Here is a 12886-nt window from a genome sequence, read left to right on the forward strand (position 1 = left end):
GATTTACAGAGGCTGCTGGTTCCATACAATTTCTACGGAAATAAGTTGGCGTACCATGGCCTGCACATTTTTTTCGAGGCTGGCTGCTGCCTCAACGCGCAGGGGGACGGGGGCATCTTCCCAGCCCAGCAGCGCCAGAGGCTGCAGGGTATCCCGCTGGTAGATGGCGGCGCGCAGCTGGTACTCACCCGCCGTAAGGGGAGAGCGGCGCAGGCAGCAGCTTAAAGTATGTGCGCCCGCTTGCAGGGAAAAGGACTCCGGAAAGTAGCCGCTGGTGATGCACACCGCGCCTTCGTTTGTATAGATGAAAAAGGCCCATCCACAGCCTTCCAGCTCGTGCAGGGCGCGGTAAGTAAGGTGCAGGGTAAGGTCGGCCCCCGGGGCGATTTGCTCGGAGGCGCTGGTTACGATTAATTGCTCAATGCGAACCGGCTGCAACGGCGTTAGCTCCCGCGCTGCGGCCTGGGAGGAGGCACTGTCCGGGGCCAGCTGCTGGTGGGCAAAGTAATAGTCCAGGGCCTCGGTGGCCGAGCCGCTGAAAGCCACGGCTCCCTTTTCCAGCACCAGGCCGCGCTGGCACACGGCCTGGATGTGGTGGGGTACGTGCGACACCAGGATGATGGAGCCGCCCCCGGCCAGGTAGCCCATCATGTGGTTGATGCACTTGCGCTGAAAGTCGAAGTCGCCCACGGCCAGCACCTCATCCACCAGCAGCACGTCGGGGTGCAGGTGGGCCGCCACGGCAAAAGCCAGGCGCGACACCATGCCCGAGCTGTAGAACTGCACCGGCATCTCGATGGCTTCGCCCAGCCCGGTAAACTCGATAATGGCTGGCAGCAGCGGCAGCACCTGGGCCCGGGCAACGCCCAGCAGGGCCGCCCGCACGAAAATGTTTTCCCGCCCGCTGAGCACCGGGTCCAGGCCTACGCCCAGCTCAATCAGCGCGCCCACGCGGCCCCGCATGCGGACAAAGCCGGCATCGGGCTTGATAAGACCGTTGAGCAGCTTGAGGAGGGTACTTTTTCCCGCTCCGTTGTCGCCGATAATGGCCAGCGACTCCCCCCGGTTTAACTCGAAGGAAATGTCCTGCAGGCTCCAGAACTCGTGGCGTCGCAAGGCCGTGGCCGGTTTTCGGGGCCCCGGCCAGAGGTCGGCGGCAATGTCGCGCAGGCCGTACCAGAGCGAAGTGCGCAGCTGGCGACAGTATTTCTTGGACAGGTTACGCACCGTAACCACCGGGGTCTGCTCGGCCATCAGAAGCGGGAAATAAGGTGGGGCTGGGCCAGGCGGTAAGCCAGCCAGTTGCTGCCCAGTGCCAGCCCGGCCAGCCCCGCCACCAGCCAAAACCCGGGAGTGGGAGCCAGCGGGCCGCCCAGCAGCCAGTTTCGGGTAGTAATCAGCAACGGGGCTACTGGGTTCAGCTGCAGCCAGCGCCCATACCCGGCGGGGAGCGTGTACACGATGGGCGTAACCAGAAACCACAGGTTGAGCAATACGCCGAGAGCATTGGATACGTCGGCGTAAAGCAGCCCGAGCAAGGCTACCAGCCAGCCCAGGGCCAGGCCCAGGCCGAGCAGGGCCAGCAGCCCTAGCGGCACCAGCGCCAGGGCGCCCGTCAGGGGAACCTTAAGCCACAGCATGACCGCCAGCAGAATGCTCATCCGAATTAGCGTGTTGAATACCACCACTGCCGCGCCCGCCGCTACAAATGCTTCGTGCGGCACCCGCACCTTGGCCAGGGTGGCCTTGGCCGAGGAGAGCTGCTGCAGCGGGGCATTCAGGGCTTCCACAAAGCCCTGCCAGAGAAAGACGCCTGCCAGCACAAACGCGGGGTAGGGCACGGCGCCGGACTCCACGTTCAGCACCCGGGCCCGGCCCAGGAAAATCCAGACCAGCCCGGCAATAAGGGGGGGCAGCAGCATCCAGGCATAGCCCAGCAGGCTCTGGCGCACTTGCACCTTGAGGTTGCGCACAAACAGCTGCCAGCCGATGTGGTACACCACGCGCAGGTCGTCGCGCACGGCTCGTAGAAACGCCCGCGGGGCCTGCAATGGCGACTGCGAAGTGTAAATTGTTTCTTTCATTTGATGCCAGATGCGAGCCGCTTATGCCGCAGTCCGCAAAAACAATGCATGGTAGATAACGAAGGCCCGCCGCCCGGCACCCGGCCGGCCCTGGGGCATAGGCTGGTTGGCATGGCGCGTGCCGGCGAGTGGTGGGCGTACAAGTTTGCGCCGATTCTGGCCACGGCTTATGCTACGGCCACCCTGGCGGGACGGTCCATCGGGCCGCTGCTGCCCCGCTTGCTGCTGCTGCTGCTGGCCCTCACCGTGGGGGCCACCTACGTGAGCCTGATAAACGACTGGACCGACCGGGCCGATGATGCTGCCAGTGGCAAAGCCAACCGCCTGGCCGGGCAGCCTGCCCTGCGGGTGGTGGTGGCCCTGCTGCTCTGCCTGGGCGCAGGCTTGGGATTTGGCGTTTATTTCTGGCGCCTCAGCCCGCTCACTGCCGGGCTGTACCTGGGCGCCTGGCTGGCGTACTCGCTGTACTCGCTGCCCCCGTTTCGCCTCAAGAAGCGGAGCTTCTGGGGGCTGCTGGCCGATGCGGCGGGCGCCCATTTTTTTCCGCAGCTGCTCACCGCAGCTGCCGTGAGCAGTTGGGCGGGTATGCCACTGCCGGGCGGGTGGCTGGCCGCCATCGGGTGCTGGGCCCTGGGCTGCGGCATCCGCAACATTCTCTGGCACCAGCTGGGCGACGCCGACCACGACGCCCAGGCCGGGGTAACTACGTTCGTCACGCGGCGAGGCCGGGCCACCGGCCGGCGGCTGGCCCACGGCCTGGCGTTTCCGCTGGAGCTGCTGGGGTTTGCCGGGGTGCTGGGCCTGAGCCGGGAGTGGCTGCCGGTGCTCTTTCTGCTGCTGTACGCCGGCCTGGAGTGGTTTCGCGTCCGGGTATGGCAGGTGCGCCTGGTAGTGGCCGAGCCGCAGGCCAACCACCGCATTGTGCTCAACGAATACTACGAGGTGTTTTACCCCCTGGCTTTTCTGCTGCTGCAGGCCGGGCGCTACCCCGGCGCAAGCCTGGCGCTGGGGCTGCACCTGCTGCTGTTTGGCCGCCATAGCTGGCGCAGCGCCCGGGCAATAGGGCAGGTGCTGGCCGTAATGTGGCATAAGGCAAGTGGGCAGCGTCCTCATTGATTCGGTGCTGCCAGTCGCTTTTTCAGATAGGACATGGCGCCGCTCACGGTGCTGCGGCCCACGTCGATTGGGGCGAGCCAGAAAGCGGCGGCCAGGTGCTGGGCCACGGTGCGCAGCGGCGCCGCCCGCTTCCAGCTAATGTAGGCGAAGCTGAAGTAGTGCTGGGCCATGCGCCGCCGGAAGATTCCTCGTTCCAGCAAGCTGAGCCGGGACTGGTAACGCTGCGCCAGCTGCTTCTCGTCGTGAAACCCCAGCTCCTGAATCACAATCAGCTCGTCGCGTCCGTCGTAGATGTTGTGGTCGTGAACGTGCTTGAGCCAGTGCGGCTGCATGGTGAAGGCCGACCGGCAGCCCCGGCTCAGCACCATGTCCAGAATAAGGCACCAGTCGTCGGCAATGTGCATCTCTTCGTTCCATTGCCCCTGCAGGGCGCTGCTCCGGATAACCAGCGACGAGGACGGTGCCGGGCAGGTTTCCACAAACAGGCGCCGGGTCTGGGCGGCGTCGAGCAGCCACCACTCGCCTTCGGCCCGGGTGCAGAAGCGCCGCTTCTTGCCGGGAAGCGCGAAAAAGCGCACAAAGCCATTGCTGCCATTGGTGGCATTCCAGTTCAAAAACACGAAGTCCAGGCGGTGCTTCTGCAGCTGGCTAATGCTGCTGGCCAGAAAATCCGGGTCCCACACATCGTCGGAGTCCAGCGAGGCCATGAACTCGCCCCGGCAGTGGCGCAGGCCGGCGTTGCGGGCCGCCGCCTGCCCCTGGTTCGGCTGGTAGTAATATTCTACTCCATCGAAAGCGGCCACCACCGCGCGGGTATCGTCGGTCGAGCCGTCATCGATAATAATGATTTGAGTAGCTGGATACGTTTGGCTTTGGGCGCTCCGAATGGCCGCCCCCAGCAGGTGGGCACGGTTGTAAGTAGGAATGATGATAGAGACCAGCGCAGCGCCCATGAAATAATTGGCAGGTAAAATATACTACTATACTAGGGCCAAGCTCCGCAATTTCTCGGAAAAGTGGCGGGCTGGGTCGGTTGGCACCGTTGCCCGGGCGTGTCGGGCAGCGGCGCTGCCCAGGCGTTGCCAGTCGGTTCTGTGCCGCCAGGCGCGCTCCAAGGCCTGGTCCAGTGCCGCAACGCTGGCAGACTCGGCCAGGAAGCCCGTTTCGTTGTCGACTAATATCTCGCCGATTCCTCCGGCATTGGTTGCAATGGCCGGCCGGCCGCACAGCATGGCCTCTACCAGGGCCAGGGGCAGGCCCTCGTTGCGGGAAGGCAGTACCAGCGCGTGGTGGCTTTGCCAGATAGCCTGCACATCGGAAACCTGCCCGGCAAAGCGCACGGTGTCTCCCAGCCGGAGCATGGCTGTCATCTCTTCAAGTGCCTGCCGGTCGGCCCCGCTTCCAAAGCAGGTTACCTGCAGCGGCCGGTTCCGCCACTTGTCCTGGGACAGTACCTGCAGCAGCAGGTCCAGGCCTTTGTCGAGTACTTCCAGGCGGGCCACGCAGGCCAGGCGGATGGTAGCCTCTGGCGTAATGGATGGCAGGGGGCTTTCGCTGTGAAAGGGGACGTTGTAGGGGTTCCAGACCACCGAAGCGGCGGGCAGCTGTTGGCCCAGCTGAAATTGAGTCAGCTCCAGGTTGTGCCGGGCTACGAAATAGCAGTGCCGTGCTGCCCGGTAGGCGGCCTGGATTACCTCCCGCTCGTACCAGGGTGGAAAGAAAAAGTCGACGGCCTTTTGGGCAAGCAGCACGAACGGCAGCCCCAGCTCCTGGCAAACCTGAGCGTAGGGGATGCCATCAAAGTTTGAGCCCTGGGAAACGAGCACCAACCCCGGCTGAAATGCCAGCAGGCCCCGGCGCAGTACCTGCTGAGCCAGCCGACGGCGGCTATACTGCCGGTGGTAAGGCAGCAGCCGGTTCAGCAGACGGGTTCGCAAGGCGGGCAGCTGCTCCAGGTCGGTGACCTGGCAACCCGCAGCATGCAGGCCGAGAATGCGCGGGTGCTGGTAGTCGACATTTGTTTTAAAGGCCTGTACCTCGTGCCCTGCCGCCTTCAGGTGTAGCGCGGCCCCGGCCCATAGCTCTTCGCTGCCGCCCCAGGCTTCCGGGCAGGAGCTCACCATGGCAAGCCGGCAAGGAGCAGGGGAGTGGGGGAGCAGTCCTTGTATTGTAGAGCTCACAGTTTTGGTAAAGAACCGCAAAGGTAGCCGCTGCCAGCTGAGAGCTGCGTGCTTTTCTGCCCACAAAAATTAAGCTATTCCGGGGTGTGATGGATGATAACTGCTTGATAAAACATGTCTTTAGTTCTCCATACTAGCTATTCAATCGCTGGTTAATTAAAAAATCCTGCAACCGTTTGCGGGAAATTCTGCGACATTTCATGCAAAAACCTTAGCTTGCGCCCCGCTTAACATTACGGTAACATGGAAGTCCAAACTTTAAAGTATCCGGCAATCCGCAATTTTGTGGCTGGCCAACCTGCAAACGATTCCGGCACGGCCACGATGGACGTGTATAGCCCACTTACCGGTGCCGTCATTTCTACCGTGCCCCTGAGCGGCGCCACCGAGCTCGATGAAGCCGTGCAGGCCGCTAAAGCTGCTTTTCCGAACTGGTCGGCCATGCCCATTAAGGAGCGGGTGCAGATTTTCTACCGCTACAAAACCCTGCTGGAGCGCGACATGAAAGCCCTGGCCCAGCTGGTGCAGGAAGAAAACGGTAAGACCTTCGACGAAGCCCGGGCCGAGGTAGAAAAAGCCATCGAGCTAACCGAGTTTGCCTGCTCCATGCCCCAGCTCATTCAGGGCGAGCTGCTGGAAGTAAGCAAGGGCGTAGAATGCCGCATCGAGCGCAAGCCCCTGGGCGTGGTGGCCAGCATCGCGCCCTTCAACTTCCCCAACATGGTGCCGCACTGGACCATCCCCAACGCCCTGGTGCTGGGCAACACCATGATTCTGAAACCCTCGGAAGTAGTGCCGCTGAGCGCCGTAAAAATTGCCGAGCTGCTTAAGGAAGCCGGCTTGCCCGATGGCGTGCTCAACATCGTGAACGGCGACCGCGAAATTGTGGAAGCCATCTGCGACCACCCCGATATTCAGGCGGTGTCCTTCGTGGGCTCCACCAAGATTGCCAAGGTGGTGTACATCCGCGCCACCAGCAACCTCAAGCGCTGCGTGGCCCTGGGCGGGGCCAAGAACCATCTCATGGTGCTGCCCGATGCCCACCCCGAAATGACGGCCTCCAACGTGGCGGCTTCCATGTCGGGCTGCGCGGGCCAGCGCTGCATGGCCGGCTCCACCATGGTGGGCGTTGGTTCTATCGACAGCATCGTGGCTAAAATCGTGGAGGAGGCCCGCAAGATTGTGCCCGGCCAGAACCTGGGCTCGGTTATCAGCCGGGAAGCCAAAGAGCGCATTGAAAAGCACATCACCGAGGCCGAGGCCGCCGGTGCCAAAGTGCTGCTCGACGGCCGCGGCGCCGTAGTGCCCGGCCACGAAGACGGCTACTACGTGGGTGCCACCGTGGTCGACTACGTGACGCCCGACATGCGCATTGCCCAGGAAGAAGTTTTCGGCCCGGTGCTGGCCATTATGCGCACCAACACCCTGGACGAAGCCCTGGCCATCGAAAATGCCAACCCTTACGGCAACGCCGCCGCTGTTTTCACCAGCAGCGGCAGCAGCGCCCGCTACGTCATGGACAATGCCAACGCCGGCATGATTGGCGTCAACATCGGCGTGCCCGTGCCCCGGGAGCCTTTCTCCTTCGGCGGCTGGAATGAGTCCAAGTTCGGCGCCTGCGACATCACCGGCAAAAGCTCCATCGAGTTCTGGACCCAGCTCAAGAAAACCACCACCAAGTGGAACCCCGAGTCAAGGGTGAACTGGATGAGCTAGATGTTTTAGTTGTCAGTTGTCAGTTGTCAGTTGTCAGGTCGTTCTTTTGACCTGCTAACTCCTTACGATTTAACTGACAACTGACAACCAACAACTGACAACTACAAAGAGAATTCCCACTCAACACCCGGGGCCCCAAGCTTCGGCGTGGCGGAAGGAAGAGCTTCTTTTCCGCGCTGCGCGTCTCCTCTCATGCCCATAGCCCCTGCCGTAGAGATAGAAGGCAGCAGCGGGTGGCCTGAGGCGCGGCAACGAATTGAAGTTCTTCGCTTCCGTTAACTTCCCCTCCTTTCTAACCCCAGCATTTATGCAGCCTACCCTCGATACCGATAAAGACCAGATACTACACGACAACCTCGACCACACCCTGTTTTCCTGGTCAAAACAAACGGGCCTAAACCCTATCAATGCCGAGCGCGCCGAAGGCGTATACGTGTGGGACCGCGACGGCAAGCGCTACATCGACTTCTCGTCGCAGCTGATGAACGTGAACATCGGGCACGGCGACCAGCGTGTGACCGAAGCCGTAGCGGCCCAGATGCGCGAGCTCAGCTACGTGTACCCCGGCATGATTACCAAGGCCCGCGGCGACCTGGGCCGCAAGCTGGCCGAAATTACCGCGCCCAACCTGACCAAAGCCTTTTTCACGCTGGGCGGGGCCGAGGCCATTGAAAATGCCATCAAGCTGGCGCGCGTGTACACCGGCCGCCACAAGATTGTATCCCTGTACCAGTCGTTTCACGGGGCCAGCTACGGCGCCATGAGCGTGGGTGGCGACCCCCGCAAGTTTGCCGTAGACAGCCAGGCCATGCCCGGCACGGTGCACGTTGAAAATCCGTTTTTCTACCGCTGTCCCTGGCACAGCTCCACGCCCGAAGAGTGCGCCCAGCGCGCCGCCGATTCCATGGAGCGCATCATTGGCTACGAAAACCCGGGCAGCGTAGCGGCCATCCTCCTCGAAGGGGAGTCGGGCACCTCGGGCTGCATCAAATATCCGCCCGGCTACTGGGCGCGTATTCGCGAAATCTGCGATAAGCACGGCATCCTGCTCATTGCCGATGAGGTGATGTCGGGCTTCGGCCGCACCGGCAAATGGTTCGGCTCCGACCACCACGGCGTGAAGGTCGACATCCTGTGCTCGGCCAAAGGCATAACCGCCGGCTACCTGCCCCTGGGCGTCGTGATGGTGGATGAGAAAATTGCCAAATCATTCGACGACAAGCCCCTGCCGCTGGGCCTCACGTACTCGGCCCACCCGGTAAGCTGCGCCGCTGCCGTGGCCGTGCTCGACATCTACGAGTCGGACAACCTGCTCGAAAACACGGTGGAGATGGGCAAGTACCTTGACGCCCGCATGTGCGAAATGATGGAGCGCCACCCCAGCATCGGCGACTGGCGCAACACGGGCTTGCTGGGCTGCATCGAGCTGGTGAAAAACCGCCAGACCAAGGAGCCCATGGCCCCCTGGAACGCCGCCCCGAATCAGATGGAAATCATGAACCAGGTGGCGGCTAAAATCCGCGAGCTGGGCATGTACACCTTCGTGCGCTGGAACTACATTTTCGTGGCCCCGCCACTAAATATTACGCGCGATGAATTGGATGAAGGGCTGGCCATTATTTCCGAGGCTATCAGCATTGCTGATAAGCATACGCACTAACCCCACCCCCAGCCCCTCCCCACAGGGGAGGGGAGCCAGACGTTTTCCATCATAGAATATAACTGTTTCTAGACTTCACGACTGGCTCCCCCTCTCCCGGAGGGGAGGGGGCTGGGGTGGGGTAGCCCGTTTTATTATGTCCATCCTTCTAAAAAACGGCCGCGTGGTCACGGCCGATTCCGACGCTGTTTGCGATATCCTCATCGAGGGCGAAACCATCGTGTCCATTGGCCGCAACTTAACGGCCGACGGGGCGGAGGTAATCGACTGCACCGGCAAAATCGTGGTGCCCGGCGGCATCGACCCGCACGTGCATCTGGAGATGCCCTTTATGGGCACCTTCAGCTCCGACACCTACGAGACCGGCACCCGCGCCGCGCTGCACGGCGGCACCACCACCGTTATTGACTTCATCCTGCAAAAGCAGGGCAATTCCCTGCGCTCGGCGTTTGAGGAGTGGAGCGGCCGGGCCACCGGCAATGCCGTGGGCGACTACAGCTTCCACATGGCCGTGACGGATTTCAACCCCAGCACCAAGGAGGAAATCAAGGACATGGTGGCCGAGGGCATCACCTCGTTCAAAACCTTCATGGCTTACAAAGGCGCGCTCATGATTGACGACGCGCAGATGGTGGGCCTGATGCAAGAAGTGAAAAAGCACGGCGGGCTGGTGACGGCCCACGCCACCAACGGCGATATGATTGACACGCTCATCGCCCAGCACCGGGCCGCGGGCAAGCTCACGCCGCTCTACCACTATCTCTCACAGCCTGAAGTGACCGAAGCCGAAGCCTCCGGCCGCTTCGCCGACATTGCCAACTACACCGGCGTCAACTCCTACATCGTGCACCTGACCTGCGAGGGGGCGCTCAACCAGGTGCGCCGCGCCACCGAGCGCAACCAGCGCGTGTTCGTCGAAACCTGCATTCAGTACTTGGTGCTGGACGCTTCGCTCTACGAAGACGAGGCCAATGGGGCCAAGGTGGTGATGTCGCCGCCGCTGCGCGAGAAGAAAGACCAGGCCACGCTCTGGGCCGGCCTCAACCAGGGCCTGGTGCAGGTGGTGGGCACCGACCACTGCCCCTTTATGTGGGAGCAGAAGCTCATGGGCAAGGACGACTTTTCCAAGATTCCCAACGGCCACCCGGCCATTGAGCACCGCATGGAATTGCTGTTCTCGGAAGGCGTGAGCCAGGGCAAAATCAGCCTCAACAAGTTCGTGGAAGCAACCAGCACCAACGCGGCCAAAATCTTCGGCATGTTCCCCCGCAAAGGCACCATCAGCATCGGCGCCGATGCCGACCTGGTGGTGTTCGACCCCGAAAAAAAGCATACCATCTCGGCCGACAGCCACCACATGAATGTCGACTACTCGGCCTACGAAGGCTGGGAGCTGACCGGCAAGATTGACACCGTGCTGCTGCGCGGCAAAGTAGCCGTGCATGATGGTGACACCAAGGTGGAGAAGGGCTACGGCCAGTTTATTAAACGCGGCCGAACGCAGTTTTAAGGGCGAGTAGATAACGTGTCATTGCGAGGGCATAGCCCGTGGCAAACGAAGTTCGGCGTAGCCAATCCGTCCTCTCCCAGCGACCAGCCGAAGGATGTGACAAGCTCTGCTTTTTGCTTAACTTAAAGCCCGCTTTTAGCTGACTTTTAAGATTTAATACCCATCACAGCTTAAGGGTTTGTGCTGCTAGAGTAAGGATTGCCACGGGCTGCGCCCTCGCAATGACACTATTTCAGGGGCCAGACGCTTTGCTACACATTTTTTAATTCTACTAAAAACCCACCACTAACAATGCCCAGAATTATCAAATCCGGCCTCATCCAGATGAGCTTGCCGATGACCGAAGGAGAAGGCTCGATTGAGGAAATCAAGGAGGCCATGATTCAGAAGCACATCCCGCTGATTGAGGAAGCCGGCCGCCAGGGCGTGCAGATTCTCTGTTTGCAGGAAATCTTCAACACGCCGTATTTCTGCCCGGGCCAGGACAAGGCCTGGTATGCCTCGGCCGAATCCGTACCCGGCCCAACCACCGAGCGCATGGCCGAGTACTGCAAGAAGTACAACATGGTGATGATTGTGCCCATCTACGAGCGGGAGCAGGCCGGCTTTCTCTACAACACGGCGGCCGTGATTGATGCCGACGGCACTTACCTTGGCAAGTACCGCAAAAACCACATTCCCCATACTTCGGGCTTCTGGGAGAAGTTCTTCTTCAAGCCCGGCAACATGGGCTACCCGGTGTTCCAGACCAAGTACGCCAAAGTGGGCGTGTACATCTGCTACGACCGGCACTTCCCCGACGGCGCCCGCGTGCTGGGCCTGAACGGCGCCGAAATCGTGTACAACCCCTCGGCCACCGTGGCCGGCCTGTCGCAGTACCTCTGGAAGCTGGAGCAGCCCGCGCACGCCGCCGCCAACGGCTACTTCATGGGCTGCATCAACCGCGTAGGGGAGGAGAAGCCCTGGAACCTGGGCCGCTTCTACGGCACCAGCTACTTCGTGGACCCGCGCGGCCAAATCATCGCTCAGGCCGACGAGTACCAGGACGAGCTGCTTATCAGCGAGTTCGACCTCGACATGATTGACGAGGTGCGCGCCACCTGGCAGTTCTTCCGCGACCGCCGCCCCGAGACCTACGAGAAGCTGGTGGAATTGTAGGGAGAATAGTTGTCAGTTGCTAGTTGTCAGTTGTCAGAGTCGTTCCGGAGCATAAGCGCGCAATGACCTGACAGCTGACAACCAACAGCCGACACTTAATCAACTAACAACTGACAACCAGCAACTGACAACTAACATATGGCCGAATTTTCTACGCCTACTACCGAGCAGGAATTCCAGCTCAACTTCGCGCAGCTTAAGCCCCACATGAACCGCACGGAGGCGCTGTACGAAAGCTCCCGCTGCCTGTTCTGCTTCGACGCGCCCTGCATTAAGGCCTGCCCCTCGGGCATCGACATTCCGCAGTTTATCCGCCAGATTAACTCGGGTAATGATACCGGGGCGGCCCGCACCATCTACGAGGCCAACTACTTCGGCAATGCCTGCGGCAAGGTGTGCCCCACCGAAGTGCTCTGCGAAGGCGCCTGCGTGTACAACCTGCAGGATGTAAAGCCGATTGAAATTGGCCGCCTGCAGAGCTTTGCCACCATGCAGGCCATCGAGCAGAATAAAAAAATCATGAGGCCTGGCGAAGCCAATGGCCGCAAGGTGGCCGTAATTGGCGCCGGCCCGGCCGGCATCTCGGCTGCCTGCGAGCTGCGCACGCTGGGCTACGAGGTGGACGTGTACGAGGCCAAGGCCAGGCCTTCGGGGCTGACGGTGTACGGTGTGGCACCCTACAAAATCACCAACGAGGAAACCCTGGCCGAGATGGACTACCTGCAGGGGCAGCTGGGCTACCGGGTGCACTACAACTCGCCCATCACCTCGCGGGCCGAGCTGCAGGCGCTGGAGCACAAGTACGACGCCATCTTCCTGGGCATCGGCCTGGGCCGCACTTCCGAGCTGGGCCTGCCCGGCGAAGACCGCATCAACGTGATGGGGGCGGTGGAATTTATCGCCGAGCTGCGGCAGCACCACCACGAGGTGGCCGTGGGCCGCAAGGTGATTGTGCTGGGCGGCGGCAACACCGCCATGGATGCCGCTTCGGAGTCGGCCCGCCTGGGCGCCGAAGACGTGATTCTGGCTTACCGCCGCGGCAAAGAGGAAATGGGGGCTTACGAGTTCGAGTACGACCTGGCCAAGGGCGTGGGCGTGAAAGGGCTGTTCAACGTGGCCCCGGTCGAGATAGTAGGCAACGGCCATGTGCAGGGCGTGAAGTTCGTGCGCACCGAAACTGCCGACGGCAAGGTGCGCGAGGTGCCGGGCTCGGAGTTTATCGAGCCCTGCGACATGGTAATTAAAGCCACCGGCCAGGCCAAGCAGACCGAGTTCCTGGGCCTCATCGAAGGCCTGAAGCTGGACGCCAAAGGCCGCATCGTGGCCGGTGAAAACGGGCAAACCACCAACCCCAAGTACTTCACGTCGGGCGATGCCATGAACGGCGGCGCCGAAGTAGTGAATGCCGCCGCCGAAGCCAAGGCCACCGCCCGGGCTATTCACGCTTATTTACAATAGCGCG

The 12886-nt window shown here is 61.6% G+C and carries 10 protein-coding genes; 6 read left to right on the plus strand and 4 right to left on the minus strand.

The features are described from left to right. Positions 1 to 3: 3 nt before the first annotated feature. Both ABD919_RS16640 and ABD919_RS16645 read right to left on the minus strand, forming a co-directional pair. Complete coding sequence (locus ABD919_RS16640) at positions 4 to 1254, minus strand: ABC transporter ATP-binding protein (RefSeq protein WP_345237170.1); 1251 nt, start codon at positions 1252 to 1254, stop codon at positions 4 to 6. Further along, the gene (locus ABD919_RS16645) at positions 1254 to 2084 is read right to left on the minus strand and encodes an ABC transporter permease (protein WP_345237171.1); all 831 of its coding nucleotides are present in this window, start codon (positions 2082 to 2084) and stop codon (positions 1254 to 1256) included. Before ABD919_RS16645 ends, ABD919_RS16640 begins: the two co-directional genes overlap by 1 nt. A 48-nt stretch (positions 2085 to 2132) precedes the next feature. Between ABD919_RS16645 and ABD919_RS16650 the strand changes: the two genes are divergently transcribed. Further along, positions 2133 to 3200 (plus strand): UbiA family prenyltransferase, encoded by a 1068-nt coding sequence (locus tag ABD919_RS16650; RefSeq protein ID WP_345237172.1) that lies wholly within the window; start codon positions 2133 to 2135, stop codon positions 3198 to 3200. On the opposite strand, the gene ABD919_RS16655 is transcribed toward ABD919_RS16650, so the two are convergent. Continuing rightward, positions 3194 to 4153: a glycosyltransferase family 2 protein gene (locus ABD919_RS16655; protein ID WP_345237173.1), complete on the minus strand. Its 960-nt coding sequence runs from the start codon at positions 4151 to 4153 to the stop codon at positions 3194 to 3196. The two genes, ABD919_RS16650 and ABD919_RS16655, sit on opposite strands and share 7 nt — an antisense overlap. A gap of 27 nt (positions 4154 to 4180) precedes the next feature. Then, the gene (locus tag ABD919_RS16660; RefSeq protein WP_345237174.1) at positions 4181 to 5323 is read right to left on the minus strand and encodes a glycosyltransferase; all 1143 of its coding nucleotides are present in this window, start codon (positions 5321 to 5323) and stop codon (positions 4181 to 4183) included. 342 nt (positions 5324 to 5665) lie between these two features. On the opposite strand from ABD919_RS16660, the gene ABD919_RS16665 reads away from it, so the two are divergent. The 5 genes from ABD919_RS16665 to ABD919_RS16685 all read left to right on the plus strand — a co-directional run bounded on the left by ABD919_RS16665 (position 5666) and on the right by ABD919_RS16685 (position 12882). Beyond that, positions 5666 to 7096 (plus strand): CoA-acylating methylmalonate-semialdehyde dehydrogenase, encoded by a 1431-nt coding sequence (locus tag ABD919_RS16665; protein ID WP_345237175.1) that lies wholly within the window; start codon positions 5666 to 5668, stop codon positions 7094 to 7096. A 307-nt stretch (positions 7097 to 7403) separates the two neighbouring features. After that, positions 7404 to 8756 carry an aminotransferase class III-fold pyridoxal phosphate-dependent enzyme gene (locus ABD919_RS16670; protein ID WP_345237176.1) on the plus strand — a complete coding sequence of 451 codons (1353 nt, stop codon included), beginning with the start codon at positions 7404 to 7406 and terminating at the stop codon, positions 8754 to 8756. 136 nt (positions 8757 to 8892) lie between these two features. Further along, positions 8893 to 10266 carry a dihydropyrimidinase gene (gene hydA, locus ABD919_RS16675; protein ID WP_345237177.1) on the plus strand — a complete coding sequence of 458 codons (1374 nt, stop codon included), beginning with the start codon at positions 8893 to 8895 and terminating at the stop codon, positions 10264 to 10266. A 291-nt stretch (positions 10267 to 10557) separates the two neighbouring features. After that, complete coding sequence (locus tag ABD919_RS16680) at positions 10558 to 11424, plus strand: nitrilase-related carbon-nitrogen hydrolase (RefSeq protein WP_345237178.1); 867 nt, start codon at positions 10558 to 10560, stop codon at positions 11422 to 11424. Positions 11425 to 11562: 138 nt separating this feature from the next. Next, positions 11563 to 12882 carry an FAD-dependent oxidoreductase gene (locus ABD919_RS16685; RefSeq protein WP_345237179.1) on the plus strand — a complete coding sequence of 440 codons (1320 nt, stop codon included), beginning with the start codon at positions 11563 to 11565 and terminating at the stop codon, positions 12880 to 12882. Positions 12883 to 12886 lie beyond the last annotated feature (4 nt).

This window comes from Hymenobacter saemangeumensis (genome assembly GCF_039541835.1).
Lineage (GTDB): Bacteria > Bacteroidota > Bacteroidia > Cytophagales > Hymenobacteraceae > Hymenobacter > Hymenobacter saemangeumensis.

Excerpts from the sequence above, each read along its gene's own strand:
- ABD919_RS16685 (WP_345237179.1), top strand. The coding sequence starts at position 11,563 with ATGGCCGAATTTTCTACGCCTACTACCGAGCAGGAATTCCAGCTCAAC.
- ABD919_RS16640 (WP_345237170.1), bottom strand. The coding sequence starts at position 1,254 with ATGGCCGAGCAGACCCCGGTGGTTACGGTGCGTAACCTGTCCAAGAAA.
- ABD919_RS16650 (WP_345237172.1), top strand. The coding sequence starts at position 2,133 with ATGGTAGATAACGAAGGCCCGCCGCCCGGCACCCGGCCGGCCCTGGGG.
- ABD919_RS16655 (WP_345237173.1), bottom strand. The coding sequence starts at position 4,153 with ATGGGCGCTGCGCTGGTCTCTATCATCATTCCTACTTACAACCGTGCC.
- hydA (WP_345237177.1), top strand. The coding sequence starts at position 8,893 with ATGTCCATCCTTCTAAAAAACGGCCGCGTGGTCACGGCCGATTCCGAC.
- ABD919_RS16660 (WP_345237174.1), bottom strand. The coding sequence starts at position 5,323 with ATGGTGAGCTCCTGCCCGGAAGCCTGGGGCGGCAGCGAAGAGCTATGG.
- ABD919_RS16670 (WP_345237176.1), top strand. The coding sequence starts at position 7,404 with ATGCAGCCTACCCTCGATACCGATAAAGACCAGATACTACACGACAAC.
- ABD919_RS16680 (WP_345237178.1), top strand. The coding sequence starts at position 10,558 with ATGCCCAGAATTATCAAATCCGGCCTCATCCAGATGAGCTTGCCGATG.
- ABD919_RS16645 (WP_345237171.1), bottom strand. The coding sequence starts at position 2,084 with ATGAAAGAAACAATTTACACTTCGCAGTCGCCATTGCAGGCCCCGCGG.